This is a genomic window from Mesorhizobium sp. LSHC420B00, assembly GCF_000503055.1.
Lineage (GTDB): Bacteria > Pseudomonadota > Alphaproteobacteria > Rhizobiales > Rhizobiaceae > Mesorhizobium.
Genome location: NZ_AYVY01000002.1, coordinates 198281 through 223619, shown reverse-complemented (window position 1 = coordinate 223619; position 25339 = coordinate 198281). Strand labels below are relative to the sequence as shown.

Annotated in this window: 29 protein-coding genes and 1 tRNA gene; 6 read left to right on the top strand and 24 right to left on the bottom strand. The window is 61.9% G+C overall.

Going from position 1 to position 25339, the window contains the following annotated elements:
• Positions 1-7 precede the first annotated feature (7 nt).
• A tRNA-Pro gene (locus X760_RS44885) sits at positions 8-84 on the top strand.
• A 713-nt stretch (positions 85-797) separates the two neighbouring features.
• Here X760_RS44885 and X760_RS44880 read toward each other — a convergent pair.
• Positions 798-1097 (bottom strand): DUF1236 domain-containing protein, encoded by a 300-nt coding sequence (locus tag X760_RS44880; RefSeq protein WP_023717301.1) that lies wholly within the window; start codon positions 1095-1097, stop codon positions 798-800.
• A 575-nt stretch (positions 1098-1672) separates the two neighbouring features.
• Here X760_RS44880 and X760_RS0137065 point away from each other — a divergent pair.
• Positions 1673-1906: a hypothetical protein gene (locus X760_RS0137065; protein WP_031193496.1), complete on the top strand. Its 234-nt coding sequence runs from the start codon at positions 1673-1675 to the stop codon at positions 1904-1906.
• Positions 1907-2059: 153 nt separating this feature from the next.
• A complete protein-coding gene (locus X760_RS44875; RefSeq protein WP_023717300.1) occupies positions 2060-2254 on the top strand; it encodes a hypothetical protein in 195 nt (64 codons plus the stop codon).
• Between the two features lie 38 nt (positions 2255-2292).
• Here X760_RS44875 and X760_RS44870 read toward each other — a convergent pair whose 3' ends face one another.
• Positions 2293-2751, bottom strand: coding sequence for a YbaK/EbsC family protein (locus tag X760_RS44870; protein WP_023717299.1), 459 nt, complete (start codon positions 2749-2751; stop codon positions 2293-2295).
• A 790-nt stretch (positions 2752-3541) separates the two neighbouring features.
• Here X760_RS44870 and X760_RS44860 point away from each other — a divergent pair.
• Entirely contained in the window at positions 3542-3733 is a 192-nt protein-coding gene (locus X760_RS44860; RefSeq protein WP_023717295.1) for a hypothetical protein, read from the top strand.
• Between the two features lie 121 nt (positions 3734-3854).
• Here X760_RS44860 and X760_RS44855 read toward each other — a convergent pair whose 3' ends face one another.
• From X760_RS44855 to X760_RS44825, 7 genes are all read right to left on the bottom strand, one after another.
• Entirely contained in the window at positions 3855-4187 is a 333-nt protein-coding gene (locus X760_RS44855) for a hypothetical protein (protein ID WP_023717294.1), read from the bottom strand.
• 75 nt (positions 4188-4262) lie between these two features.
• Positions 4263-4805: a MerR family transcriptional regulator gene (locus X760_RS44850; RefSeq protein WP_023717293.1), complete on the bottom strand. Its 543-nt coding sequence runs from the start codon at positions 4803-4805 to the stop codon at positions 4263-4265.
• Positions 4806-5052: 247 nt separating this feature from the next.
• Entirely contained in the window at positions 5053-5376 is a 324-nt protein-coding gene (locus X760_RS44845) for an integration host factor subunit alpha (RefSeq protein ID WP_023717292.1), read from the bottom strand.
• A 104-nt stretch (positions 5377-5480) separates the two neighbouring features.
• Positions 5481-6452: a beta-ketoacyl-ACP synthase III gene (locus X760_RS44840; RefSeq protein ID WP_023717291.1), complete on the bottom strand. Its 972-nt coding sequence runs from the start codon at positions 6450-6452 to the stop codon at positions 5481-5483.
• Between the two features lie 9 nt (positions 6453-6461).
• Positions 6462-7538 carry a phosphate acyltransferase PlsX gene (gene plsX / locus X760_RS44835; protein ID WP_023717290.1) on the bottom strand — a complete coding sequence of 359 codons (1077 nt, stop codon included), beginning with the start codon at positions 7536-7538 and terminating at the stop codon, positions 6462-6464.
• A 123-nt stretch (positions 7539-7661) separates the two neighbouring features.
• Positions 7662-8210, bottom strand: a complete 549-nt coding sequence (locus X760_RS44830; RefSeq protein ID WP_023717289.1) for a DUF177 domain-containing protein — start codon at positions 8208-8210, stop codon at positions 7662-7664.
• A gap of 22 nt (positions 8211-8232) precedes the next feature.
• Positions 8233-8790: a ubiquinol-cytochrome C chaperone family protein gene (locus X760_RS44825; protein ID WP_023717288.1), complete on the bottom strand. Its 558-nt coding sequence runs from the start codon at positions 8788-8790 to the stop codon at positions 8233-8235.
• A 114-nt stretch (positions 8791-8904) separates the two neighbouring features.
• Here X760_RS44825 and X760_RS44820 point away from each other — a divergent pair, with 114 nt between their 5' ends.
• Positions 8905-9438, top strand: a complete 534-nt coding sequence (locus X760_RS44820) for an outer membrane protein assembly factor BamE (protein ID WP_023717287.1) — start codon at positions 8905-8907, stop codon at positions 9436-9438.
• Between the two features lie 121 nt (positions 9439-9559).
• Here X760_RS44820 and X760_RS44815 read toward each other — a convergent pair whose 3' ends face one another.
• Entirely contained in the window at positions 9560-11701 is a 2142-nt protein-coding gene (locus X760_RS44815; RefSeq protein ID WP_023717286.1) for a sodium-translocating pyrophosphatase, read from the bottom strand.
• A 253-nt stretch (positions 11702-11954) separates the two neighbouring features.
• Entirely contained in the window at positions 11955-12455 is a 501-nt protein-coding gene (locus tag X760_RS44810) for a DUF2165 domain-containing protein (protein ID WP_023717285.1), read from the bottom strand.
• A gap of 79 nt (positions 12456-12534) precedes the next feature.
• On the opposite strand from X760_RS44810, the gene X760_RS44805 reads away from it, so the two are divergent.
• The gene (locus X760_RS44805; RefSeq protein WP_023717284.1) at positions 12535-12768 is read left to right on the top strand and encodes a hypothetical protein; all 234 of its coding nucleotides are present in this window, start codon (positions 12535-12537) and stop codon (positions 12766-12768) included.
• Between the two features lie 25 nt (positions 12769-12793).
• On the opposite strand, the gene X760_RS44800 is transcribed toward X760_RS44805, so the two are convergent.
• From X760_RS44800 to X760_RS44745, 13 genes are all read right to left on the bottom strand, one after another.
• Complete coding sequence (locus X760_RS44800) at positions 12794-13543, bottom strand: ABC transporter permease (protein ID WP_023717283.1); 750 nt, start codon at positions 13541-13543, stop codon at positions 12794-12796.
• Entirely contained in the window at positions 13540-14478 is a 939-nt protein-coding gene (locus X760_RS44795; RefSeq protein ID WP_023717282.1) for an ABC transporter ATP-binding protein, read from the bottom strand. Before X760_RS44795 ends, X760_RS44800 begins: the two co-directional genes overlap by 4 nt.
• A gap of 5 nt (positions 14479-14483) precedes the next feature.
• The gene (locus X760_RS0137050; protein WP_031193490.1) at positions 14484-15650 is read right to left on the bottom strand and encodes an ABC transporter permease; all 1167 of its coding nucleotides are present in this window, start codon (positions 15648-15650) and stop codon (positions 14484-14486) included.
• Positions 15651-15692: 42 nt separating this feature from the next.
• Entirely contained in the window at positions 15693-16604 is a 912-nt protein-coding gene (locus X760_RS44790; protein WP_023717281.1) for an ABC transporter substrate-binding protein, read from the bottom strand.
• 159 nt (positions 16605-16763) lie between these two features.
• Entirely contained in the window at positions 16764-17981 is a 1218-nt protein-coding gene (locus X760_RS44785) for an MFS transporter (RefSeq protein ID WP_023717280.1), read from the bottom strand.
• A complete protein-coding gene (nusB, locus tag X760_RS44780) occupies positions 17978-18478 on the bottom strand; it encodes a transcription antitermination factor NusB (protein WP_023717279.1) in 501 nt (166 codons plus the stop codon). The genes X760_RS44785 and nusB overlap by 4 nt, the downstream gene beginning before the upstream one ends.
• Positions 18475-18969, bottom strand: a complete 495-nt coding sequence (gene ribH, locus X760_RS44775) for a 6,7-dimethyl-8-ribityllumazine synthase (protein WP_023717278.1) — start codon at positions 18967-18969, stop codon at positions 18475-18477. Before ribH ends, nusB begins: the two co-directional genes overlap by 4 nt.
• A 130-nt stretch (positions 18970-19099) precedes the next feature.
• Entirely contained in the window at positions 19100-19717 is a 618-nt protein-coding gene (locus tag X760_RS44770; RefSeq protein WP_023717277.1) for a riboflavin synthase, read from the bottom strand.
• Between the two features lie 30 nt (positions 19718-19747).
• Positions 19748-20878: a bifunctional diaminohydroxyphosphoribosylaminopyrimidine deaminase/5-amino-6-(5-phosphoribosylamino)uracil reductase RibD gene (ribD, locus tag X760_RS44765; RefSeq protein WP_023717276.1), complete on the bottom strand. Its 1131-nt coding sequence runs from the start codon at positions 20876-20878 to the stop codon at positions 19748-19750.
• A 2-nt stretch (positions 20879-20880) separates the two neighbouring features.
• Positions 20881-21390 carry a transcriptional regulator NrdR gene (nrdR, locus tag X760_RS44760; protein WP_023717275.1) on the bottom strand — a complete coding sequence of 170 codons (510 nt, stop codon included), beginning with the start codon at positions 21388-21390 and terminating at the stop codon, positions 20881-20883.
• A 153-nt stretch (positions 21391-21543) separates the two neighbouring features.
• Entirely contained in the window at positions 21544-22122 is a 579-nt protein-coding gene (locus tag X760_RS44755) for a hypothetical protein (RefSeq protein ID WP_031193486.1), read from the bottom strand.
• 68 nt (positions 22123-22190) lie between these two features.
• A complete protein-coding gene (gene glyA, locus X760_RS44750; protein ID WP_023717273.1) occupies positions 22191-23504 on the bottom strand; it encodes a serine hydroxymethyltransferase in 1314 nt (437 codons plus the stop codon).
• A gap of 295 nt (positions 23505-23799) precedes the next feature.
• A complete protein-coding gene (locus X760_RS44745) occupies positions 23800-25053 on the bottom strand; it encodes a L,D-transpeptidase family protein (RefSeq protein ID WP_023717271.1) in 1254 nt (417 codons plus the stop codon).
• Positions 25054-25339: the final 286 nt, after the last annotated feature.

Here is a 25339-nt window from a genome sequence, read left to right as displayed (position 1 = left end):
ACCGGTCCGGAGTGTAGCGCAGCCCGGTAGCGCACTTGACTGGGGGTCAAGGGGTCGTCGGTTCGAATCCGGCCACTCCGACCATTAAATCCAAAGGCTTAGCCAGTTCCCCCAACTGGCCATACAGAATAGCCGCATTGCAGCCAGCGCAACACGATTTCGACCAAGGGCTTCGCTCGCCAGGTCAATGTGGAATAGCCCAAACCAGCATGCAAAAAGCTCGCGCCTTCCGGGAGAAGGACGCGGGCAGATCGGTGCAACCCGATCTGGCAGCAATTCTTATGAGGAGGGACTTGCTGCGTTGAGATGAACCGTCGCGCCGGCCGGGTTGTTCCATCGAGTAAATAAAAACCCGCCGCACATGAAGTACGGCGGGGCCGATCAAGCGCTGTTGCACCAGGCGGGGGACTCGGGTGGGCGGGCTTGCCAGGTGCGCGCGGATCAAGTCGACATTAGGCGCATGAGCGGTAGCGCGTCCACCAACCGGCGGTTGGAACGAACTGGTTCAACGCCGGCGGCCGGCTTGGCCTGAAACTTTTTCAGGGCGGCAGCGACGGGGTCAGGAAAGTCGAGCAAGCGCAACGTGCCCGGCCCTCGTTGCTTGCGGGAATGCCGGAAGGATCAATGGCAGCAAGCATGAAGAACCCAACCTGGATGCTGGCGGCCTGGGAACGAAACGTGGCAGCTCACCCCTCCGGTTTCCGTGAGGACGCGAGCGCATCGTCCGCTACCGCGATTGGCGGCTGAACGCAAACAAGCCCGCCGCTTTTTCGGCACGGCGGGCTTCAGGCAGAAAATCAATCGTAGATCTTAACAATTTTGCGGGTACCTGGATCAACCAGGACGGTTCGTCCCTCGACGACTACATAGCGGTACTGAACGTCCGGCACTTCGTAAAGCTCGACTGTGTCGGGCAGAGCGGTGCCAATGTTGAGCTCAACACCGGGAAGGCTCAGGGATGCTACCGGCTTCTTCTTTACATACTCCCGGATCACCGTGTCTTGCTCAGGCTGAATGATGACGTCCTGAGCAGCGGCGGTTCCGATACCTACGAAAAGAAAGATTCCTGTCGCAGCAGATAAAAGTTGCTTTCCCATATAGCAATCCTCCAGCGAGGCAACCTTCCGCTACGGTGCTTGATGCTTCCGTGCGGNATAAAAGTTGCTTTCCCATATAGCAATCCTCCAGCGAGGCAACCTTCCGCTACGGTGCTTGATGCTTCCGTGCGGGGCTACTTACCTAAACGAGCCGAAAGACTTGTTGTTCCGCTGGCGGTGGGCGAACTCCGGTGCCATGGCCATGAGGCCGCCTACAAACAAGCACCTGCTCAAGGCTTAGTTTCTTCCCGGGGAGGAGCTTTTGGGTCAGGACAATCAGGATAGGGCAATTCTTCACACGGAGAGGGCCTGTCGCGAACGCTGCCATAATGTTCCACGAGTTTTGCGAAACCGTAGGCGAAGGCGAAAAGAAGCATTAGGACAACCGCTATACGGACGGCCATACCGTATTGTAGCAGGATCCTCCCATTGGAGCGCGGGCGGCGTTTTTAATACGTTCGAATGTTGAGTTCGAAAAAGGTTGGCTCTAGTTGAATTGCCGTCGTCCGCAGTTGTAAGGGCGAGCGGACGCTTCGAAGATGACACGCCCTTTCGGCCTTTTCGGGAGAGATGCAATGTCGCTTCAAGGAGCTACCTGTCCTGCCGAGCTGACCATGTTGGCCAAAGCACTTGATGCCCGATGCCGTGAACTAGGCCTCGCTGACGGCGATCCAGGCAGAGAAGTGCTCGGCCGCAGGGTGATGGATTTGTTCGAAAGTGGTCAGCTCAGCGCCGAAGATTTGAGACTGGCTCTGAGCGGCGAGATTTTTTACGCCAAAAATCCTCCGGCCGGAGGCAGTGGGTTTTGATACGGCAAGCGGCTATCCGCGCAACCATTTGAATTATTGGTCCAGCGTAGGCTTCCGTGCACGCAAGGGCGCGCGTGAACAAATGTGATTTTGCGGTCGGTGCCAGACGGGCTAATCTTCCCAACGAATATCCAATGAAAGAGGAGAATGATCATGAAGACATTCCTCGCAACAGCCGCCGCACTGACCCTGTCCATATCCGCTGCCTCTGCGGATTGCCCCGCGCATTCAAAGGTCCAGGCATCGGTCGACACGCAGACGAGGACAGCGAGCGTCGAGAAGGCCGATATGTCGACAGCCGCGGACGCTCAGACGATCAAGAAAGAAGAGCCACAGAAGACCGAATAGCGGTAACGCTCACCGGATCCCACGACCCGGATAAAGGGCTACTGGCAGACATCCACCCACTCGGCGTCGACGAGTTCGGCCATGCGTTGCGGGCTGAGCCGGACGGCGGCGTTCGTCGCGCCTGCGGCGGGGACGACCTCGTCAAAGGCGCGCAGCGAGACGTCGCAGTACACCGGGAGCGGTGCCGGTAGGCCGAACGGGCACACCCCACCGACGGGATGACCGGTCGCGGCGAGCACCTGCTCGGCATCCAGCATTCGCGCCTTGCCGCCGAACCGGTCCTTGAATTTGCGATTGTCCAGCCTGGAGATGCCGCTGGCCACGATCAGCATCGTCTGGTCGCCGGCGCGCAGGCAGATCGTCTTGGCAATCTGCGCCGGCGCTACGCCATGCGCTTCGGCAGCCAGAGGCACCGTCGCCGAGCTGGCTTGCGTAACGATGACGTCGATTTCGGGCGCGTGGGCGACGAAGAAAGCGCGAACGGATTCGAGGCTCATCTCCGGCGATTTCCGTCTCGCGTCGCCGTGGCGGCCGGCAAGTCCGCTACGTGGCCGGAAAACGAAGCTCGCCAGGGCAACCCATGGCGAGCTCGTCGAATAAACGCATGGCACGCCGCTACGACACGGACCGCCTTTTCGCAGGCAACACGGCTTCGTCGAACAGAGCGCTTTCCGGAAGCTGAAGCGCGGAGGCAATACGCCGACGTTTCGAAGGATCGGCATCCTTGCCGCTTTCGATGTCGGCAATCTCATAGGCTGCCAGCCCGCACGCCAGGGACAGCTCTTNAAGGATCGGCATCCTTGCCGCTTTCGATGTCGGCAATCTCATAGGCTGCCAGCCCGCACGCCAGGGACAGCTCTTCGATGCTGTATCCACGGGCTTCCCGGGCGGTTCGGACGGCACTGCGTTCAGGCGTAACCGCGCTCGCCGCCAATTCGGAGTAAGGTTCGCGTTTTGCTATTTGGGGCATTGGCAACTCCGTGGGATGAAAGAGTTAGATCAAATCATGTTGTTGCCTGAGACGATCGGGAGAATGCCCGCTCGCCGGTGATTTGCCAAGCATCAAAGATAGCGTCACGGCATCGTGAACCGACGCCGGAATGAATGGCGGATGCCGGCGCGCTCATATCTGGCTTGATCGTCGGCAGACACAGTTCGGAAACAAAATTCTACAGGCCGGAAAAACTGCCGAAAAACTCCAAGGCGATAGTCCTGACCGCAGTGCTCGAGTCACCGACCTGAATCGGTGACGCTCAAATTCGCCCTGCGCAAAAAGGAAACGATGTCATGAAGAAGTCTCTTCTCTCCGCCCTTGGACTTGCAATCGCACTTGCCCTTTCGATGCCGATCATCGGCGCGAGCAGCGCGAGTGCAGCGACGATGCACACCACCGTCAAGAAGCATCACCGCCATCACTACCATCACCGCGTCCACCACTATCGCCATCATCACAAGAAGGTCGTGGCGAAGAAGTACTGAAAACGCCTTGGGACAGACAGCCGGCAAGCAGGCGTTCTTGGTCTTTGATCAAGGGCGGCCAGCTTGCCGGGTTTGCCGCGTCGACGAAATGGCGGCGGTCCCGCTGACCACCGCATTTCCTCTACCTTGAACGCGCTCGCGGCGCTTTTTGCTGCCGGCCACCGAGGAAGAGACTGGCGACCAGCCCGACCAGAACCAGCCCGACAGCGGCCGCCGTCGCCGGGTGATCACGGGCGGTCTTCTCGATCGCCCGACCTTGCCTTCTGATTGCCGGCAAGGTGTCGCCGAGACGCTCGGCGATATCCGAATAATAGTCCGACGCGGTATCGCGACCGTCTTCGTAATAGGCGCCGCCCCGCTTCAACACGGCTTTCTTCAAAGTGGCCAGTTCCCTGGTCAGGGCCGCGACCTGCTTGTTCAGATCGGTGTCGGAGATGCTCGAAAGCGATGCCATGACGTGGTTCCTTCATCTGCAGAAGGAAGCCTAACGCATGACCCCGAAGACCGTTCCGGCCAGCCCCGGCGGGCTTTAGCGAACCTGATCGAGCAGGCGCTTGCATTCGAGCAGGTCGAACAGCGCCTCCTGCAGCAATGCGCGATTATCACGGGAAAGTTTTGACGTGTCCGGCGGAACCGGGCCTTCCTCGTCGGTCTTGCCGATGCCGAAAAAACGACGGCTGGGTTTCACCCTCGGTTGGCCGACCAGCATCTCGTCGTCCGGGCCGCGCGGCTGCGCCGCTTGCGTCAGCGGTACCGCGTCAGCCTGCCGGCGCTGCGAGATCGCCTCGACCGCCGCCATGTCGCCATTGCCGACGGCGATCAAAAACTGGTTGCCGTTCTCGCGCAACAGCTTCTGTACGCCCTTGATCGTATAGCCCTGATCGTAGAGCATGTGGCGAATGCCCTTGATCAGCTCGACGTCCTGCGGCCGGTAGTAGCGGCGGCCGCCGCCGCGCTTCATCGGCTTGATCTGGTTGAAACGCGTCTCCCAGAAGCGCAGCACGTGCTGCGGCAAATCCAGATCCTCCGCGACCTCGCTGATGGTGCGGAAAGCATCGGGGCTCTTGTCCATGGGCGAATCCTCACGCTAGAGCATGATCGCGAAAGGCGGGGACCGGTTTTTGGGCAACATCACGGTAAAACAAAGAGAGCAGCTTTTCCGTCCACCGGGGCGGATCACACCCAAATACCGATCCGGCCTGCCGAATCGCATCTTATTTCAGCGGTTTATGAAACAATATTCAAGCCCGGCGTAAAAGCAGGCTTCGTTTTTCAACCGAAGCCTGAAGCATGGATTCTCGGCAAGGGAGATCGGGAATCTACTTGCTGCCCTTGGCCTTGCTGTTTTGATGGGAGCGCAGGATGCGGTTCTTCAGCACGTTCGATGACTTGAAGGTCATCACCCGGCGCGGCAGGATCGGCACTTCCTCACCGGTCTTGGGATTGCGCCCGATGCGTTCGTTCTTGGAACGGACATGGAAGGTCGCGAAGGACGACAGTTTCACCGTCTCACCGCGAACGATCGCCTCGCAGATCTCATTCAGCACCGCCTCGACAAGCTCGGCCGATTCAGTACGCGACAGCCCAACCTTGCGGTAAACGGCTTCGGCGAGGTCGGCGCGCGTAAGTGTCTTTCCCCCCATACGAACCGTCCCATCAGCTCAAAAAATAAAATCGATACAAGCAACGGCAGAACCTAAGTAATTGATCCGTCAAGGTCAAGGACCCGAACCCGTTAGTTCGGCACTTACCAACGCAGCAGGACGGCGCCCCAGGTGAAGCCGCCGCCCATCGCCTCAAGCAGCACCAGGTCACCCTTTTTGATGCGGCCGTCGGCGACGGCCGCGGATAGTGCCAGCGGCACGGAAGCAGCCGATGTGTTACCGTGCAAATCGACGGTCACCACCACCTTCCGCTCCTCTATCCCGAGCTTTTTGGCCGAAGCATCAATAATTCGTTTATTGGCTTGATGCGGCACGAACCAGTCGAGATCAGCGGCGCTGATGCCGGCCTGTGCGAACGTCGCCTCGATGACGTCGGTGATCATGCCGACCGCATGCTTGAACACTTCGCGGCCTTCCATCCTGAGGTGCCCGACCGTTCCGGTAGTCGACGGCCCACCGTCGACAAAAAGCTTGTCCTTGTGGATGCCGTCGGAGCGCAGGCTGGCCGCCAGAACGCCTCGGTCGGCGATGCCGCCTGCCCCCGTGCCTGCTTCCAGCACTATCGCGCCGGCGCCGTCGCCGAACAAAACGCAGGTCGAGCGGTCGTTCCAGTCGAGAATGCGCGAAAACGTTTCCGAGCCGATCACCAGCACCCGTCTGGCCAAGCCGCCGCGGATATAGAGGTCGGCGGTCGTCACCGCATAGACAAAACCCGAGCAGACCGCCTGCAGGTCGAAGGCAAAACCGTGGTGCATGCCGAGCCGGTTCTGGATCTCGACTGCGGTCGCGGGAAAGGTGTTGTTGGGCGTCGAGGTCGCCAGCACGATCAGGTCGATGTCGTCAGCCGTCAGGCCGGCGCTGTCGAGGGCTGCGCGCGCTGCCGCCTCACCCAGAGAGGCCGTCGTCTCGTCGTCGGCCGCAATGTGGCGCTGGCGAATACCGGTACGCTGGACGATCCATTCGTCCGAGGTCTCGACCATGCCTTCAAAATCGGCATTCTTCATAATGCGGCGGGGCAGCGCGGCGCCCGTGCCGCGCACGACTGATCTGATCAATGCTCTTTCCTATTCCTTTGCGTCGATGACGACGTCGGATTTCCGGATTGTCTGGGCATTCGGATTGCGGGCATGGAACAGGTCGAGATCGNGATCGGCCTCGATGCGGTCAAGCAGATTGTTGCGCACCATGTCGTAGCCGAGCTCGATCGCCGCAGCGAAGCCATCCGAATCAGCCCCGCCATGGCTTTTCACCACGATGCCGTTCAATCCCAGGAAGACGCCGCCATTGGAGCGGCCGACATCCATCTTCTCGCGCAGGCGATCGAAGGCGGTCTTGGCGAAGATATAGCCGATCCTGGCCATCAGTGTCCGGTTCATCGCGGCGCGCAGGTAGCCGGCGATCTGCCTGACCGTGCCTTCCGCCGTCTTGAGCGCGATATTGCCGGCAAATCCTTCGGTAACGACGACGTCGACACTGCCCTTGCCGATGTCGTCACCCTCGACAAAGCCATGGTAGTTCATCGAGGCCATGTTGGCCTCGCGCAGCATACGGCCTGCTTCCTTGACCTCCTCCTGACCCTTGATCTCCTCGACGCCGACATTGAGCAGGCCGACGCTCGGCCGTTCGATGCCGAAAACCGAGCGCGCCATGCCGGTACCCAGAATGGCAAAATCAACCAGTTGATGCGCATCCGCACCGATGGTTGCGCCGACGTCCAGCACCACGCTTTCGCCGCGCAATGTCGGCCAGAGCGCCGCAATCGCCGGGCGGTCGATGGTCGCCATGGTGCGAAGGCAGAATCTGGACATCGCCATCAGTGCGCCGGTATTGCCAGCCGAGATGCAGGCGTCCGCAGTGCCTGCCTTGACCGCTTCGACGGCTTTCCACATCGATGACTTCCAGCGGCCATGGCGCAGTGCCTGGCTCGGCTTGTCGTCCATCCGGACTGCGATCTCGCAGTGGATGAACTCGCTCACCTCCGCTAGCTTGGGGAATTTGGCGAGTTCAGGCCTTACCGCTTCTTCGCGCCCATAGATGACGAAGCGTATGTCCGGACGGCGGGTGGCGACAGTCATGAGCGCCGGGATGACCACGCTTGGCCCGTGATCGCCGCCCATGGCATCGATGGAAATCCTGATCACGCGGTGTTCATCTCACGGTTGCTTGGCCAGCGGGCTTGCCAAGGTACGGGGCTCGCGAAGGTTCGGCGAAAATAACGGTTTTGGGCTGCCGCACAACCAACTTTTCTCAAATTGGGTCAGCCATCAGGATTTTCCCAGCAGTGATCTGAGCTTTTGCTGGAATTCATTCTCCACAGGCTCGGCATCGCCGGCGGCCTCCAGCGACACACCCGGCTTGCGCGGATAGGGATCGATCGCCAAGCCAAAGAACTGTTCGGCAAGCGCCCCGACGTCGATCGCGTCGCCGGAAAAGGTTTCCGGGCTGTCCGGCCCTTCGGCGTCGAGCAGGATCTCACCGCCACCGTCGAAACCTTGCCGCCCGAGCTTGGATTGTTCCGGCAGGAACAGCGCCTCGACCGGCTCGTCGATATGCGCCTCGACCGGGTCGAGAGTGACGATGCAGGCCTGCGTTATATCGGCCTCGACATGGCCGCTGACTTTCACCCCATTGCGCTTCCACGGCTCGATCAGAAGTTCGGCGCGATAGTTCTCGACCGAAAGCAGCTCATGCTCGACGGCCAGTATGGCGCGCTGCCCGGCGTCGGCATCGATCACCACCGGCAGCCCTTTTTGCGGCATCCGGGCGACATTTGCCAGGAATGACACTGGGCTGTGGGTATCAGGATGTTTCATCTTCGCCTCCACTTCGCCGCCTTCATTCGGCCTGCCTTCGCTCAGAGTTGGCCACTGGAAATGCCACCGTGCCGGAAACGATCGATTCGGTCGGCTGTTGCGTGAGTTGCCTTGATGCATCGGCGGCATAGAGTGCCAGTTGCGACGCTTGCGGCCAGGCGCCGGCATCCGGCCTGACATTGCGGGAAAGGGCGGCGGCAAGCGCATCATGGTCATTTCGTTTCAGCGCATCGTCATAGGCGGCGGTACGGCCATAGAACATCTTCGCCAGTTTCCGCATTCGCTTCGGCACGCCGACGTCGCCAATGCCCAATTCCCGCAACGAATGTTCGACATCCATGAAGAACTCGTCGATCAGCACCTGCGCAACCTCTGCCGCAGCACCGCCCTCGCCGCGCAACCGGTGCTGGAACAGGAACATGTGCAACGACAGCATCTCGAAGCGGCCGAGCGGCGTGTCCGGCACGTTCCAGGCGGAATAAAACACCGGTTGCCGCGCCGCCGCCACGATTTGTGCGTAAAGCGCCTCGGTGATGGCGCGGTTGGCGTGACGTTCGCGGCCAAAGAGGCGCTGGAACATTTGAGGGTGGTCTCCCGGGACCGTTTGTTGAAGTGGCCTTGTTGCATCGGCAAGCAAGCTGGTTTACCGGTTTTGCGGCCCAGCGCAAGTTGCGGCCAGCTTATGGAGTTGTAGTTGCGCGCGCTGAAATTCAAGTCGACTTTCCTGCCTAGGCCCGCCGGTGCGGTTTCGCTGCTGGTGATCGCTGCGGCGCTTTCCGCCTGCAATTCGTCCAAGATGATCGGCGATCTCAATCCGAGCGAGACGCTGACGCAGGGCTACGTCATCGACCAGCAGGCGATCGACCTGGTGCCGGTCGGCTCGAGCCGCGAACAGGTGCTGCTGGCGCTCGGCACTCCCTCGACGAAGGCGACCTTCGACAACGAGGCCTTTTATTACATTTCGCAGACGCGCAAGCGATATGTCGCCTTCGACAAGCCGCGGCTAGTCGACCAGCATGTGCTGGCGGTCTATTTTGGCGATGACGGGCGCGTCACCCAGATCGCCAATTACGGCCTGAAGGACGGCAAGGTGTTTGACTTCATCTCGCGCACCACGCCGACCGGCGGCAAGGACCAGAACTTCCTCAGCCAGATCATCAGTGGCGCCAGCAAGCTGACGCCTGGTGTTCCGGGCGCCAGCGGCGGCAGTACGCTCGGCGGCACCTGATCCACTCGACGGTGTCGGCTTCTTTTCTTTTCGCTTCCCTGTAAGCGGCGGCACATCTCAGGCAATGAAAACCCGCGGGAGCGATCCCGCGGGTTTTTGTCTTGAGCCGTGGCGACCGAGCTTAGCCGTGCGCGAGCACGGCCAATAGCAGCAGCGCGACGATGTTCGTGATCTTGATCGCCGGGTTGACCGCCGGCCCAGCAGTATCCTTATAGGGATCGCCGACCGTGTCGCCGGTCACAGAGGCCTTGTGTGCTTCGGAGCCCTTGAGGTGCTTGAGGCCGTCCTTGTCGACGAAACCATCTTCGAACGACTTCTTGGCGTTGTCCCAGGCACCGCCGCCGGAGGTCATCGAGATGGCAACGAAAAGGCCGTTGACGATGACGCCGAGCAGCGAGGCGCCGAGCGCGGCAAAGGCGGATGCCTTCGAACCGGAGATCAGGAGGACACCGAAATAGACCACCAGCGGCGCCAGCACCGGCAGCAGTGATGGAACGATCATCTCCCGGATCGCTGCCTTGGTCAGAAGGTCGACGGCGCGCGCATAGTTCGGCTTCGAGGTGCCGGCCATGATGCCCGGATCCTCGCGGAACTGCTTGCGCACCTCCTCGACGATAGCACCGGCGGCGCGGCCGACGGCGGTCATGGCGATGCCGCCGAACAGATACGGGATCAGGCCGCCGAAGATCAGGCCGGCGACGACATAAGGATTGGAGAGGTCGAAGGAGACGTCGCCCATGCCCTGGAAGTAGGGGTATTTGTCGCTATTGGCGGCAAAGAACTTCAGGTCGTTAGAGTAGGCCGCAAACAGCACCAGCGCGCCGAGGCCGGCCGACCCGATGGCGTAGCCCTTGGTTACCGCTTTGGTGGTGTTGCCGACAGCGTCGAGCGCGTCGGTGGACTGGCGCACTTCCTTGGGCAGGCCGGCCATTTCGGCAATGCCGCCGGCATTGTCGGTGACTGGGCCGAAGGCATCGAGCGCGACGATCATGCCGGCGAGGCCAAGCATCGTCGTCACCGCGATCGCCGTGCCGTAGAGGCCGGCGAGCTGGTATGTCGAGATGATGCCGCCGACGATGACGATCGCCGGCAACGCCGTCGCTTCGAGCGAGACCGCCAGGCCCTGGATGACGTTGGTGCCGTGACCGGTGACCGAGGCCTGGGCGATGGAGTTCACCGGACGCTTGTTGGTGCCGGTATAATATTCGGTGATCACCACGATGAGGCCTGTCACCACAAGGCCGACCAGGCCGCAGATGAACAGGTTCGTGCCGGTGATGGCCATGCCGGCGACGGTGCCGATCTCACCCCAGCCGATGCATGCCGAAGTGGCGACGGCAAGGCCGACAATTGACAGCAGGCCGGTGACGATCAGGCCCTTGTAGAGAGCGCCCATGATTGAGCCGCTGGAACCGAGCTTGACGAAGAAGGTGCCGGCGATCGAGGTGAGAATGCAGGCGCCGCAGATGGCCAGCGGATAGAGCATGGTCGCGCCGAGAACGGCGGTGCCACCGAAAAAGATGGCGGCAAGGACCATGGTGGCGACCACGGTCACCGCATAGGTCTCGAACAGATCGGCGGCCATGCCGGCGCAATCGCCGACATTGTCGCCGACATTGTCGGCGATGGTGGCCGGATTGCGTGGATCGTCTTCGGGAATGCCGGCTTCAACCTTGCCGACGAGATCGCCGCCGACGTCGGCGCCCTTGGTGAAGATGCCGCCGCCGAGACGAGCGAAGATCGAAATCAGCGAGGCGCCGAAGCCAAGCGAAACCAACGAGTCGATGACGACACGGTCATCGGGCTGAAGGCCCATGAACTGGGTCAGGATCAGGTAATAGATCGAGACGCCAAGCAGGGCCAGGCCAGCAACCAGCATGCCAGTGATAGCCCCAGACTTGAAGGCGATCTCGAGGCCGGCAGCGAGGCTGTTGGAAGCCGCCTGCGCGGTGCGCACATTGGCGCGCACCGAGACGTGCATGCCGATGAAGCCAGCGGCGCCCGATAGAACGGCGCCGATCAGGAAGCCGATGGCGGCGGTGATCGAAAGCAGCCACCAGGCGAGCAGCAGGACCACGACGCCGACGATGGCGATTGTGGTGTACTGGCGCGCCAGATAGGCTTGCGCGCCTTCGCGGATGGCCGCGGAAATTTCCTGCATGCGTGCATTGCCCTGATCGGCCGCGAGGACCGAACGTGTCGCCCAGATGGCGTAAAGGACTGAAAGCAGACCGCAGGCGATGACAGCTGAAAGTATGGTCATTGCCGAATTTTCCTCGATTGGTGGCCCAAAAGAACCCCTCCCCGGGCCGTTGAGACAGGGGACGAATTTTCCGCAACCGGAATCCGTCCCTTCGCAGCGGCTTATGCGAAACAGGGCTCGGAACGTCAAGATATTGTTCGGTTTTTGTCCGGTTTTCGCTCAAAACATCCCGGGTTTCATCCAAAAGGCTGGACGGCAGCGCGCCTTTCGACACTGCCATCCGATTAGATCGATTGAAATCGGCGAACGGCCGTCAAACTTTGCGCGGGTCGCCGTCCGGCTGGACGACGAAGATCAGCACCACCAGCATTGTCATGTAGAATTTGAACGCCGCCTCCTGACCATTCCATGTCGAAGACTGCCACATGGCAAACCACTCGCCGCCAACGACCATGAAGCCGAAATACCAAACGAGGAAACCCATGGTGGCGGCTATGATGGCGAACTTCTTGGCATCGTTGAATGCCTGTCCGCTGGCGTTGCGCGCCTGCCAGAGTCGCCAGGCGGCGACTAGGTAGAGCAAGCAGGTCAGCGCCTCGCCAATGATGATCAGCCAGTAGCCCGCCGTCCACAGCGACGGGTTGGTGATCGAGCGGTACATCAGGGCGTTGCCGGGAAAGGTCGTGTCCATGCTCAGCACATGCTGGACAAAGGCGAAGTTTGAGCCGTAATCGGTGATGTTGCCGAAGGCGACAAGGAAGGCGAAAGCCGCCAGATACAAACACATGACGATCTTGGAGAAACGCGCGGTCATGGCAAGAACTCCTGCTGAAAGATCGGGGCATCGCACTCATCAATCGCCGAGTCCCGAAGATCGCGCAACGGGGGGACCAGTGATCATAGTGCTCACGACTGTCGCGAGACATTACGCCGGGAAGCAAGACATTGCCGCGATTCTCGAAACCCTCGATCTCGACAGCTATTGCGCGGTGGGCGACTTAGTCTCTGTGGTTAGAGCCGGCACACAGCACGATTTCGCCATCATCCGCCGCCGCTGGATCGCCAGCGAGACGGGCACCACGCTCGAACTGACGCTCGATCATCCGGCGCGTTCGAGTGGCCGTTGAAAGAAGCGAGCTTTGCCCCGAGGGGCTACTCCACCTCGCGCCCCATGCGCCGGCCCGTGTAGCGCTCGATCGCCGACAGCCCGTCATAGATCAGCACGGCAAGGGCGGCGACGATCAGACCGCCCTGCAGGATGAAGGCGAGGTTGTTCGACAGCAGGCCGGCGATGATCACCTCGCCCAATGTCCTCGCCGCCACTGTCGAGCCGATGGTCGCGGTGGCGAGGCTGATCACCACCGACAGCCGGATACCGCCGAGGATGATCGGCGCGCTGAGCGGCAGTTCGACCTTGACCAGCCTTTGCCAGCCGGTCATGCCGGCGCCACGCGCCGCCTCGACGACATTGGCCGGCAGCGTCGTCAGGCCGGTCAGCGCGTTCTCGAAGATCGGCAGCAGGCCATAGAGAAACAACGCAATCAGCGTCGGCTTTTCGCCGAAGCCGACGGCCGGCACGGCAAGCGCCAGCACCGCCACCGGCGGAAAGGTCTGGCCGATATTGACCAGGCTGCGCGACAGCGGCAGGAATTCGGCGCCGGCTGGCCTGGTGACCAGAATGGCGAGCGCGACCGCAACGATCGTCGCGGCAACCGTTGCGATCAGGACGGTCCGCAGATGCAGCAGCGTCAACGTCAAAAGGCTGCCCTGATTGTAGATTACCGGCGCGTTGTTCTCTGTCAGCGGCTTCAGCAGCGGTTCGAACCAGCCGGGATTGGTGACGAAGGCAATAAGCAGCACCACCAGGGCAAGCCTGAGCAGTGATGGAAGCCAGGCTTTCATGCCGGCCTCGCCGCGCGTTTAACCAGTCCATCCACAGTGACGCGGCCAAGCGATTTGCCATCAGTATCTTTCACGGGCAGTGCCGGGCGGCCCGACCACAGGAGTTCGGCCAACGCGTCGCGTTGGCTGGCATCACCGGGGATCGCCTCGCCTTCGGCCGTGCCTTTTTCCACCGCGTCGCGCACCCGGCCAAGCGATAACAGCCGGAACGGTTTTTCGCTGGCGCCAACCAGGGTCTCGACAAACGCGCTGGCCGGTTTCGCCAGTATCTCGGCCGGCGCGGCATATTGCACTACTTTGCCGCCATCCATCACCGCGATCTTGTCGCCCATGTGAACGGCCTCTTCCATGTCATGGGTGACTAGGATGATGGTGGTGCCGAAGCGCTTCTGGATCGCCAGCAGATCGTCCTGCGCCTTGTTGCGGATGATTGGATCGAGCGCGCCGAACGGCTCATCCATCAACAGCACGTTGGGTTCCGCGGCAAGCGCCCGGGCGACGCCGACGCGCTGCTGCTGGCCGCCGGAAAGCTCATGCGGATAGCGTGGCCCGTAGGCTTGCGGGTCGAGCTGATATAGCGTCATCAGCTCGTCGACGCGGGCTTTGATGCGGTTGGCGTCCCAGCCGAGCAATACCGGCACAGTGGCGATGTTCTGTGCCACCGTGCGATGCGGAAACAGACCGTGGCCCTGGATGGCATAGCCGATGCTGCGACGCAGCTCATAATCAGGCACCGAGCGGTTGTCGACGCCGTCGAGCTTGATCACGCCCGATGTCGGCTCGACCAGCCGGTTGATCATGCGAAGCAGCGTCGTCTTGCCGGAGCCGGAGGTGCCGACGATGACGGCGATGCTGCGCGGCTCGATTACTATCGACACGTCGTCGACCACTGTCGTCTCGCCGTAGCGCTTGGTGATGCCTTCGATCTCGATCATGCCGTTTAAACCCTGCGCTTGCTGGCGCTCATTTCGATCACTGCATCGAGGATGATGGCGGCGGCGAAGGCCAGCGCCACCGTCGGCACGGCACCGAGCAGCACCAGGTCCATCGCCGTCTGGCCGACTCCCTGGAATACGAATACGCCAAAGCCGCCGCCGCCGATCAGCGCGGCAATGGTGGCGAGGCCGATATTCTGCACCAGCACGATGCGAATGCCGGTGAGGATCACCGGGAAAGCCAGCGGAAACTCGACGCCGAACAGCCGCTGGCGGTCGGTCATGCCCATGCCGCGCGCTGCGTCGTTGGCGGCACGCGGCACACCGGCAAGGCCGACCACGGTGTTGGCCACCACCGGCAGCAGTGAATAGAGGAACAGGGCGACGAAAGCCGGCGCCGTGCCGATGCCGCGAATGCCGAGCGCGGCAGCACCCGGCACATGCGAAGCGACCCAGCCGAGCGGTGCTATCAAGAGGCCGAACAGCGCGATCGAAGGAATGGTCTGAATGATGTTCAGCACGTTGAGCACGCCGGCCCGCAATTTCTCGACGCGGTGGCAGAGGATGCCGAGCGGCAGGCCGATAATCACTGCTGCCGCCAGCGAACCCAGCGCCAGCGTCACGTGCTTGGAGCCTTCCGCCCAAAAACTATCGGCGCGATTGAAATATTCCTTGAGGATCGACAGGCTGTTCCAGCTCCCCGAGACCAGCAGCAGGCCGATCGCCGCTGCGGCGACAACAAGCACGCCGACGCGTGCCTGCGGCGACAGGTTTAGCCTTGTAAGCACGTCGGCGAGCAGAAGCGTGAAGGCGAAGATAAACAGCCAGAAGCCCGAAGCCGGCGAGATACGGGCGAAGGTGTTGCCGGCGGGCGTCAGGAAGCTGCCGGCAACGCCGATCAGCAGCGCCAGCGCTGCAAGTGGAACCACACTGGCGGCGAGGCGCAGAGCAAGCGGCGTTTTCAGCAATGCAATGAGCGCCGCTGCGACAACAATCGCCATCAATAGCGGACCGACCGCCGCAGGCAAAGATTCGAGGATCGAGCGCGCCTCGCCGGGTACGATGCGATTGGCGCGGAACGTGGCGAATGGTGCCGCAAAAGCCGCATAGGCTGATATCGCCGCGATAACCACGCCGAGCTTGTCAAACCGGATGCGCACGCCCTCCCCCATCGGCCGATCCGCGCACCTCGAAAGCGGCGCGCCGGAATCGCCTTACTTGAGGAAGCCGTTCTTTTTCAAAAAGCCTTCGGCGACGCCCTTGACCGGTTCGCCGCCAACCTGGACGCGGCCATTCAACTCCTGCAGCGTGACGAGATCGAGCTTGGCGAAGACCGGCTTCAGCAGCGTCTCGATTTCCGGGTGCTCCTTCAGCACCGCCTCGCGGATGATCGGCGCCGGCTGGTAAACCGGCTGCACACCCTTGTCGTCCTCAAGCACGACGAGGCCGGAGGGCGCGATGCCGCCGTCGGTGCCGTAGACCATGGCCGCGTTGGCGCCGTTGGTCTGGTTGGCCGCAGCGGCAATGGTCGCCGCCGTATCGCCGCCCGACAGCGTGATCAACTGGTCCGGCTTCAGCGTAAAGCCATAGGTCTTCTGGAAAGCGGGCAGCGCGGCCGCCGAATTGACGAACTCGGCGGACGCCGCCAGCACCACCTTGCCGCCGCCCGAGACATATTTGCCGAAGTCGGAAAGGGTGACGAGCTTGTTGGTATCGGCGACCTCCTTACGCAGGGCGATCGCCCAGGTGTTGTTAGCCGGTGACGGGGACAGCCAGACGATCTTGTTGGCGTCGTAATCGAGCTTCTTGGCAGTCTCGTAGGCCTTAGCGGCATCCTTCCACACCGGATCGTCGGCCTTCTCGAAGAAGAATGCGGCGTTGCCGGTGTATTCCGGATAGATGTCGATCTCGCCGGCCGTAATTGCCTTGCGTACCACAGGCGTGCCGCCGAGTTGGATGCGGTCGGTGGTCTGGATATTATTGGCGTTCAGCACCAGCTGGATGATGTTGCCGAGCACGCCGCCCTCGGTGTCGATCTTCGACGACACCACCACCTGGGCACTCGCCGAGGCCACCGTGATGCCGAGCGCCAGCACGGTGCCGGCCAGAACCTTGATTGAAAACATCTCACAAATCCCTTGCTGTGAACCGGAATATGGCTGCCGCATATGAGCATGGCTTCGATGCCCCGTCGGGGTACACGGTTTCATAAGAAGGGTGATGGACGCAATAATTTTGTTCGGATTTGGGTGAATCCGCTGTTGTCTCGTCCCGACAGCGTGGCGTCAGCTGGCCGCACGCAAGCCCGTCATCTTCAACACGCCCAGTGCCACGAAGCACAGCGCGACGACCGGAAAAATCATCCAGTTCAGCATCTCCCAGCCCCAGGCATTGTAGACTGCGCCCGACATCAGCGAGGCGAAGGCGACGGAGCCGAACAGGACGAAATCGTGGAACCCCTGGACCTTGCCTTTTTCGGATGGCTGGTAGCTGTCAGCCACCATGGCGGTGGCGCCGATGAAGCTGAAGTTCCAGCCGAGGCCGAGCAGGATCAGCGTTGTCCAGAACTGCCACAGTGCCAACCCCGACAGCGCGACTATACCGCAGCCAATGAGCAGCACCAGGCCGATGGCCACGATCCGCTCCGCGCCAAAACGATAAATCAGCGACCCCGTGAAGAAGCTCGGCGCGAACATCGCCATCACATGCCAGGAAATGCCGAGCGTGGCGTCGTCGGTCGAAAGGCCGCAGCCGACCATGGCCAGTGGCGCGCCGGTCATGACGAAGCTCATCAGCGCGTAGCTGCCGATGGCGCAAAACAGCGCCGCGACGAAGCGCGGCCTGGTGACGATTTCTAAGAGCGGCCGGGCGTCGCTGTCGGCGATTTCCACCTTCTCGGTTGCCTTGGCTGGGATGCGCAATAAAGAGAGGATGGCGGCGCCAACCGCCGCCAGCACCAGGATGGACGCAAACGAGCCGGCAAACTTCACCGGCGAGAACAGGTCGCCGGTGAAAATGACGATCTGCGGCCCAAGTATGGCGGTGACGATGCCGCCGGCCAGCACGAAGGAGATGGCGCGCGCCTTGAATTCAGGCGGAGCATTGTCGGCGGCGGCAAAGCGGAATTGCTGGACAAAGGCACCGCCGATCCCGATCACGGCAAGGCCGAAAGCGAACAGCCAGAAGCTGGCATGAAACAGCGCCAACGTAGCGACCAGCCCGCCAAGCGCTGTGACCGCAGTGCCGGTCATGAAGCCGTCGCGCTGGCCGAGCCGGCGGATGATCGCCGCGGCCGGCAGGGAACCGAGCGCCACGCCGACATTGAAGCCGGTGATCGGCGCGGTTGCCAGCGACTTGTCGGCTTCGAGGAGGTACTGCCCGGCCAGTCCGCCCATGGAAATGGCGATGGGTGCCGCCGAACCGATGATCGCCTGCGAGGCTGCGAGGATGAAAGCGGTGCGACGCGCTTCCTTGCCGGCCTCAACGACGACGATAGCAGTCATGAGGCGTCCTTGCCGCGGCCCTCGCCACGCACGCGGCGCGACACGCGATCAAGCACCGCATTGACCAGTTTCGGCTCGTCTTCTTCGTAAAATGCCTTGGCGATGTCGACATATTCGGAGACGATGACCGCCACCGGCACGTCCTCGCGTTTCATCAATTCGTAGACGCCGGCACGCAATATGGCGCGCAACGTCGAATCGAGCCTCGACAGCGGCCAGTCCTCGGTCAGCGCCTGGCGGATAATCGGATCGATGGTCTTCTGGTGCTCGACAACGCCGGCAAGAATGGCGCGAAACCATTGCGCATCGGCCTCGCGATAGAGCGCGCCGTCGACTTCCTTGCCGAGCCTGAACGCCTCGTATTCGGCGGTGATCTCAAACACGCCGCTGCCGGCGACATCCATCTGGTAGAGCGCCTGCACAGCCGCCAGGCGGGCAGCACCGCGCTTGTTGGCATGGCGAACCGCAGGCTGGCCGGGCGAAGCGGGTTCGCTCACGTTCGCTCTCCCAGTTGTTCCTTTAGGGCGATCATAGTCAGCGCCGCACGCGCCGCAAAGCCGCCCTTGTCGCCTTCGGAGCGCCTGGCCCGTGTCCAGGCCTGTTCGTCGTTTTCGGTGGTCAGGATGCCATTGCCGATGCAGACTGAATCCTGCACGGACAGGTCCATCAGGGCACGGCTGGATTCATTGGCGACGATATCGAAATGATAGGTGTCGCCGCGGACCACCGTGCCGAGGGCGACGAAACCGTCATAGCTCGTCCCGCCTTCGGAAGCACCGTCGAGCGCGAAGGAAATCACCGCCGGGATTTCGAGCGAGCCCGGAACGGTGACGACATCGTATGTCGCGCCCGCTTCGTCGAGCGCGCTGGTCGCGCCTTCGAGCAACGCGTCCGCAAGGTCGTCGTGAAAGCGCGCCTCGATGACAAGAAGGTGGGCCTTCTTCTTCGGACGGATGAACGCTTTGCCGTGTTGGGATGTGCCAGCCATAGATGTCTCCGGGGATCGCCGGTGACTTAGGCCGAAGCCGGTTTGATCGCAAGCGGAAGATTGCTGAAGGAACGTTCAAGGCCAACCCGGTGGCGGCCGCATCAGGGAATGGACTTTATGGGCGATCGCCTCAAAGTCCCTCTTTGGCCGCCTCCACCAGTCGCGCCGCGTAGCGGGCCATGGTGTCGATCTCGAGGTTGACGCGGTCGCCGACCTGGCGTTCGCCCCAGGTGGTGACCGTCAGCGAGTGGTGGATCAATAGCACGTCGAAGCGGGTGCCTTCGACCTTGTTGACGGTGAGCGAAGTGCCGTCGAGCGCGACGGAACCCTTGGGGGCGATGAATTTGGCAAGCTCGCGCGGTGCTTCCAGGGTAAAGCGAACGGCGTCACCCTCTTCCTTGCGGGCCACGATCTCGGCCATTCCGTCGACATGGCCTGACACGATATGGCCGCCAAGCTCGTCGCCGATCTTCAGCGCCCGCTCCAGGTTGATGCGCGCGCCGGTTTTCCAGCCCATCGCGGTCGTCAGCCTGAGTGCTTCTTCCCAGGCCTCGACTTCGAACCAGCGTGCGTTCGCGCCGTCTTCCGGCAATCCCGTTACCGTCAGGCAGACGCCGCCGCACGAAATTGAAGCGCCAATGGCAATGGTCTGCGGATCGTAGGCGGTGTCGATGCGCAAACCGACGCCTTCCCTGAGCGGCTTCACGGCGGCGACGGTGCCGACATCGGTGACGATTCCAGTGAACATTACTTTGGCCCAGTGAACATCAGTTCGGTCCTAAATGTCTCTTGTCCATTCGGCATATGTGTCTTCGCCGAAACGCATGTCGCGCAATTTGCGAAATCCCGGCGGGATATGGTTGGCATCTATCGGCGATGCAATGCCGTCCTCGCCGATCGCATCCGGCCCCTGAAACAGCACGATGCGATCGACGAGTTGTTCGTCGAGGAACGCCTTGGCCACCTTGGCGCCGCCCTCGACCAGCACGCTCGCCATGCCCAGCGCCGCCAGATCCTCGAGCAGTTCCGGCAGCGCAATATCGCCTTCATACGTCTCAGTGCCGATGAAGCGCACTCCGGTGCGTTCGAGCGCGGCCCGCCGACGTGGATCGGCCTCGGCACACGCGGCGACATAGAGCGGGACCCGGTCGACGCCGGAAACCAGCTTCGAGGTCTCCGGCAGCCTGATCTGGCGGTCGAGCACGATGCGCGCCGGCGAACGGTTCTCAAGTCCCGGCAGCCGCACCGTCAGCGCCGGATCGTCCTCCAGCGCGGTGCCGATGCCGATCAATATGCCGTCCGCTTCGGCGCGCATCAGATAGACTTCGCGCCGCGCGATATCGCCGGTAATGGAGACCTGCCCCTCGCCTTTCACGCCGATCTTATTGTCGCTCGAAAGCGCAAGCTTTAGAATCACTTCCGGGCGTTTTTTCAGAGATCGAATCAAATAGCCGGCCATCTGCTCCGCGGCCTTGGCCGCCAGCACTTTTTCCATCACCTCGACGCCCGCGGCACGCAAGATGGCGTAGCCCTTGCCGGAAACACGCGGGTCCGGATCGCTGGCAGCGCCAACCACCCGCGCCACGCCGGCGCTGACCAGCGCATTGGCGCAAGGCGGCGTGCGGCCGTGATGGGCGCAAGGCTCCAGCGTTACATAGGCGGTGGCGCCTTGCGCCAGCTCACCGGCCTCGGCCAGCGCCTCGGTTTCGGCATGCGGCCGGCCGCCGACGGCCGTGACGCCGCTGCCGACGATCATTGGCCCGTCGCCGTCATCGCGTACGATGAGCGTGCCGACGGAAGGATTGGTCGACGTCCGGCCGGCATTTTTGCGCGACAGCCTGAGGGCTGCCGCCATATAGCGGCGATCGAGGACCTCTTGCTTCGCCGTGCTGCGCTCGGACCCTGCCATGCTCAGCCGGCGTCCTCTTCGCTCTTCAGCTCTCGGCCCCTGGGCTCGTCACTTTTGAGCTCGTCGCCTTTGAGCTCGCCCAACACGTCGTGGAAATCCTTGGCCTCGCGGAAATTGCGGTAGACGGAGGCAAAGCGCACATAGGCGACATCGTCGAGCGACTTAAGCGCCTCCATGACCAGCCGGCCGACTTCGCCGGAGGCGACCTCGGTCTCGCCCGAGCTTTCCAGCTGGCGCACTATGCCGGTCACCGCGCGGTCGATGCGCTCCGGGTCGACGTTACGCTTGCGTACCGCAATCTCGACCGAGCGCAGCAGCTTGTCGCGGTCGAACGGCACCTTGCGTCCCGACTTCTTCACCACGACGAGATCGCGCAATTGGACGCGCTCGAAAGTGGTGAAGCGGCCGCCGCAATCCGGGCAGACGCGCCGCCTGCGGATCGCCGCGCCGTCTTCGGCGGGGCGCGAATCCTTCACCTGCGTATCTTCGGACTGGCAGTAGGGACAGCGCATGGAGAGCCTTCGGTTCGCGATTCTCGTGGAGCGAAAGGCTTAGAGGTTTTTGCCACGATGGCAAAGTATGGCCGATGACCGATCGCGTCTCAGAGATAGCGAGGCACGAGGAAAATTGCGAGAGCGGCAATCAGTTGGACGGCAATCCGCCAATCAGGGAGCGACGTCGCCGGTCGGGAAGCCGCAGGACGTGCCGAGATAGCGATAGGCCTTGGTGAAGCCGTCCATCGATATGGTCGCGACCGGCTTGTCGGCGAAGCTGACATCGAGGGCGCTGGTACTGCGCATGGCACGCAGTATGGCGAGGGTTGTCTCGGGCTTGTTGTTCACTATCCACTGGCCGTCGGCGATAAGATGAAAACCAGCCTTGATCTTGTCGTTGACGTCGCGGAACACCGCCGGGATGTTGTCGCCCTTAGGCAAGTCACCGTTTCTCACGGCGATGATGAGGCTCGGATAGCCCTCGGGCGGCAGTACGTCGCCATTCGAGATGGCTAGCGTAAGGGTGCCGCTGGTGCCGTTTGCGTCGAAAAAGACCGTCGAGGCGGCGCAGGTCTTGCGCACATCCTCACCGGTGTTGACCTCGTCCACCGTGGTGGACCACCTGCCGAAGGTCTCTGTCTTGGGTGCTGCCGGGGTCGGCTCGGTCTGTGCCAAGGCGAGGCCGGACAGCTGCAAGATAGCCGATGCCAGCAAGGCACCAAAGCCGGCGAAACGGAAAGTTGGCATCATTGAGCTTCTCCGCAGGTGCCTTGCTGTCGCACCGGGATTGTCCCGCACATGGAGGTCACTAGCGTCGGTCAACCAAGATACGGATAAAGCGGAAAACGATCCGTCAATGCCGCCACCTTGGCCTTCACGGCTGTCTCGACGGCCGCATTGCCCTCATCGGAATTGGCGACCTTCAGTCCATCCAGCACTTCGGCGATCAGCTTGCCGATCTCACGGAACTCGGCCTGGCCGAAGCCGCGCGTGGTGCCGGCCGGCGTGCCGAGCCGAACGCCCGAGGTCACGAAGGGCTTTTCCGGATCGAAGGGGATGCCGTTCTTGTTGCAGGTGATGTTAGCGCGGCCAAGGGCAGCTTCGGCGCGCTTGCCGGTGGCGTTCTTGGGACGCAGATCGACCAGCATCAGATGGTTGTCGGTACCGCCGGAGACGATGTCGAGACCGGTTTCCTGCAGGCTGGAGGCCAGCGCCTTGGCATTTGCGACGACGCTCTCCGCATATATCTTGAAGCTCGGGTTCAGCGCTTCGCCCAGAGCCACCGCCTTGGCGGCGATGACATGCATCAGCGGTCCGCCCTGCAGGCCGGGGAAGACGGCCGAATTCATCTTCTTGGCAATCTCCTCGTCATTGCAAAGGATCATGCCACCGCGCGGCCCACGCAGCGATTTGTGCGTCGTGGTGGTCACCACATGAGCATGCGGCAGCGGCGAAGGATGCACGCCGCCGGCGACCAGGCCGGCGATGTGGGCCATGTCGACCATCAGATAGGCACCGATCGAATCGGCAATCTCGCGAAAACGCTTCCAGTCCCAGATGCGTGAATAGGCGGTGCCGCCGGCCAGGATCAATTTCGGCTTGGTCTCATGGGCGGTCTTCTCGATCGCATCCATGTCGAGCAGATGATCATCCCTGCGCACGCCATAGGAGACAACCTTGAACCATTTGCCGCTCATATTGACCGGCGAGCCATGCGTCAGGTGCCCGCCGGAATTGAGGTCGAGGCCCATGAAGGTGTCGCCGGGCTGCAGCAGCGCCAGGAACACCGCCTGGTTCATCTGGCTGCCGGAATTCGGCTGGACGTTGGCGAAGTTGCAGCCGAACAGCTTTTTCGCGCGTTCAATGGCCAGTTCCTCGGCGACATCGACGAATTGGCAGCCGCCATAGTAGCGCTTGCCCGGATAGCCCTCGGCATATTTGTTGGTCATGATCGACCCTTGCGCCTCAAGCACGGCGCGCGAGACAATGTTTTCCGAGGCAATCAGCTCGATCTCGTGGCGCTGGCGGCCGAGTTCGTTGCGGATGGCGCCGAAAATCTCGGGGTCGGCATCGGCAAGCGTGGTTTCGAAGAAGGATTCGAATTTGTTCGACACTGCCGCTGCTGTTGCCATGGGCTGAAATCCTCAAGGTTCGGGGTCTGTCGCGCCATTAACACAGTTGCTTTCGGCCCGCCACGTTTGCTGCGCGAAATTTGCTGGCCGGATTGCGCCAGCGCCCTGAAAGCACATTATTTCCTCGCCTGCCGGCCGACAGCAGGGCTTCGCGTGATTTCCTGAACAGCGCCGCGTGGTTTGCATATGGTCCGTGGCGAACCGATTTTCGGAATCATGCGCAAAGCTCAGAGCGCGACGGCGACAATAAAAAAGGCCGCCCTTCCGGCGGCCTTTTGCAAATGAACTCAGCTGTTTAGAGCGCGGATGTGATCTGCAGCTCGTTGGCCCCGTCGAGGCCGTAAATGTCGTCGCGGAACTGCACCACGCCCGGCCCTGTCGACCAGGCCGAGATGTAGAGGAAATAGACCGCCACCGGATTGGTGACCTGCACCGGGACGTTCTCGCCACTCTTGATCGCTGCCTCGAAGTGCTGACGGTTCCAACCCGGCGTATCGCGAAGAATCCAGGTGACGAGATCGCGCACATTCTGGACGCGCACGCAGCCCGATGAATCGAAGCGCATCATCTTGCCGAACAGGCTCTGCTGCGGCGTGTCGTGCATGTAGACGCCGTCCGGGCTGGGGAAATTGATCTTGACCGAGGCCATCGCGTTGCCAGCACCCGGATCCTGGCGGAAGCGGTACTTCTCGGCGTCGTCGGTCGACCAGTCGACGGTCAGCGGATCAACCTCGCTGCCATCCGGCGCGAACAGACGGATGTGGCTGTCCTTGAGATAGTTGGGGTCCTTCCGCATCAGCGGAATGATGTCCTTGCGCACGATCGAGACCGGCGCGTTCCAGTAGGGATTGACGATGATCTCGTTGATCTTGGAATTGACGATCGGCGTCTGGCGGTCGATCTTGCCGACGATCGCGGTATGGCGCAGCACGACGCGATCGTTCTCGACCGCCTCGATCTGGGCGCCCGGGATGTCGACCAGCACGTAACGGTTGCCCAGCGTGCCGGCGCGCTCGCGCAGCCGCTGCAGATTGGTCTGCAACTGGCCGAGCCGAATTGGCGCCGAAACATTCATCGCGGCATAAGAATATTGGCCCAGCGTCCCGTCGGCAGGCAGGCCATGGCGCGCCTGGAAGCGCTTGACCGCGGAGTCGACATAGGAATCGAAGGCTGTCGAAATGCCGGCGCTCTGCGCCAGATCGCCCGCAATCATCAGACGCTTGCGCAGCGGGACCACGTCGGGATCGTCGACGCCGAGCTGCAATTTCTTGGTGTCGGGAACCGGTTCCCAGCCGCCCTGGGCGACAATGTTCTGGTATTGCGCGACCGCCTGCTCGGTGAACGAAACGGTCTGCAGGCTGAAGATGGGCAGCGTCGAGGCCACCTTGCCGCCCTGGCTTGGGCGGGCGTCGAACTGGTCGTCCCAATTGCCGCGGGCCGAGGATTTCAGGATATCTCCGATCACATCCTGCGCACTGGCACGGCCGGCGACCATAGCGGCTGCGAGCGCGGAGGCTCCTGAAAGGAAGAAACGGCGGCTGGTTCTCATGGACGGTCCAGACATTCTTGCTACAACTCAACCTACCGGGCGGTCTCGCCCGCACTCTAGAGTTGGCTTCTTAACAATTAGCCAACCATGGCCCGCATCACTTCGGTGTAAAAACACATGGGAAGTGATTTGAGCACAGGACAAATGCACGGCTTTGGCCCCAGCATCACCCGCATCTTCGGTTCCACTGGAATATGGCGGCAACGTGGCTGTTGCTCGAATTTGGATCGGCCGGCCTGACGAAACGGAAAGACCGGTGCTTTTCGGCACCGGCCTTTGGTCCGCT

Excerpts from the sequence above, each read along its gene's own strand:
- X760_RS44880 (WP_023717301.1), bottom strand. The coding sequence starts at position 1,097 with ATGGGAAAGCAACTTTTATCTGCTGCGACAGGAATCTTTCTTTTCGTA.
- X760_RS0137065 (WP_031193496.1), top strand. The coding sequence starts at position 1,673 with ATGTCGCTTCAAGGAGCTACCTGTCCTGCCGAGCTGACCATGTTGGCC.
- X760_RS44875 (WP_023717300.1), top strand. The coding sequence starts at position 2,060 with ATGAAGACATTCCTCGCAACAGCCGCCGCACTGACCCTGTCCATATCC.
- X760_RS44870 (WP_023717299.1), bottom strand. The coding sequence starts at position 2,751 with ATGAGCCTCGAATCCGTTCGCGCTTTCTTCGTCGCCCACGCGCCCGAA.
- X760_RS44860 (WP_023717295.1), top strand. The coding sequence starts at position 3,542 with ATGAAGAAGTCTCTTCTCTCCGCCCTTGGACTTGCAATCGCACTTGCC.
- X760_RS44855 (WP_023717294.1), bottom strand. The coding sequence starts at position 4,187 with ATGGCATCGCTTTCGAGCATCTCCGACACCGATCTGAACAAGCAGGTC.
- X760_RS44850 (WP_023717293.1), bottom strand. The coding sequence starts at position 4,805 with ATGGACAAGAGCCCCGATGCTTTCCGCACCATCAGCGAGGTCGCGGAG.
- X760_RS44845 (WP_023717292.1), bottom strand. The coding sequence starts at position 5,376 with ATGGGGGGAAAGACACTTACGCGCGCCGACCTCGCCGAAGCCGTTTAC.
- X760_RS44830 (WP_023717289.1), bottom strand. The coding sequence starts at position 8,210 with ATGAAACATCCTGATACCCACAGCCCAGTGTCATTCCTGGCAAATGTC.
- X760_RS44825 (WP_023717288.1), bottom strand. The coding sequence starts at position 8,790 with ATGTTCCAGCGCCTCTTTGGCCGCGAACGTCACGCCAACCGCGCCATC.
- X760_RS44815 (WP_023717286.1), bottom strand. The coding sequence starts at position 11,701 with ATGACCATACTTTCAGCTGTCATCGCCTGCGGTCTGCTTTCAGTCCTT.
- X760_RS44810 (WP_023717285.1), bottom strand. The coding sequence starts at position 12,455 with ATGACCGCGCGTTTCTCCAAGATCGTCATGTGTTTGTATCTGGCGGCT.
- X760_RS44800 (WP_023717283.1), bottom strand. The coding sequence starts at position 13,543 with ATGAAAGCCTGGCTTCCATCACTGCTCAGGCTTGCCCTGGTGGTGCTG.
- X760_RS44795 (WP_023717282.1), bottom strand. The coding sequence starts at position 14,478 with ATGATCGAGATCGAAGGCATCACCAAGCGCTACGGCGAGACGACAGTG.
- X760_RS0137050 (WP_031193490.1), bottom strand. The coding sequence starts at position 15,650 with ATGGGGGAGGGCGTGCGCATCCGGTTTGACAAGCTCGGCGTGGTTATC.
- X760_RS44790 (WP_023717281.1), bottom strand. The coding sequence starts at position 16,604 with ATGTTTTCAATCAAGGTTCTGGCCGGCACCGTGCTGGCGCTCGGCATC.
- X760_RS44785 (WP_023717280.1), bottom strand. The coding sequence starts at position 17,981 with ATGACTGCTATCGTCGTCGTTGAGGCCGGCAAGGAAGCGCGTCGCACC.
- ribH (WP_023717278.1), bottom strand. The coding sequence starts at position 18,969 with ATGGCTGGCACATCCCAACACGGCAAAGCGTTCATCCGTCCGAAGAAG.
- X760_RS44770 (WP_023717277.1), bottom strand. The coding sequence starts at position 19,717 with ATGTTCACTGGAATCGTCACCGATGTCGGCACCGTCGCCGCCGTGAAG.
- ribD (WP_023717276.1), bottom strand. The coding sequence starts at position 20,878 with ATGGCAGGGTCCGAGCGCAGCACGGCGAAGCAAGAGGTCCTCGATCGC.
- nrdR (WP_023717275.1), bottom strand. The coding sequence starts at position 21,390 with ATGCGCTGTCCCTACTGCCAGTCCGAAGATACGCAGGTGAAGGATTCG.
- X760_RS44755 (WP_031193486.1), bottom strand. The coding sequence starts at position 22,122 with ATGATGCCAACTTTCCGTTTCGCCGGCTTTGGTGCCTTGCTGGCATCG.
- glyA (WP_023717273.1), bottom strand. The coding sequence starts at position 23,504 with ATGGCAACAGCAGCGGCAGTGTCGAACAAATTCGAATCCTTCTTCGAA.
- X760_RS44745 (WP_023717271.1), bottom strand. The coding sequence starts at position 25,053 with ATGAGAACCAGCCGCCGTTTCTTCCTTTCAGGAGCCTCCGCGCTCGCA.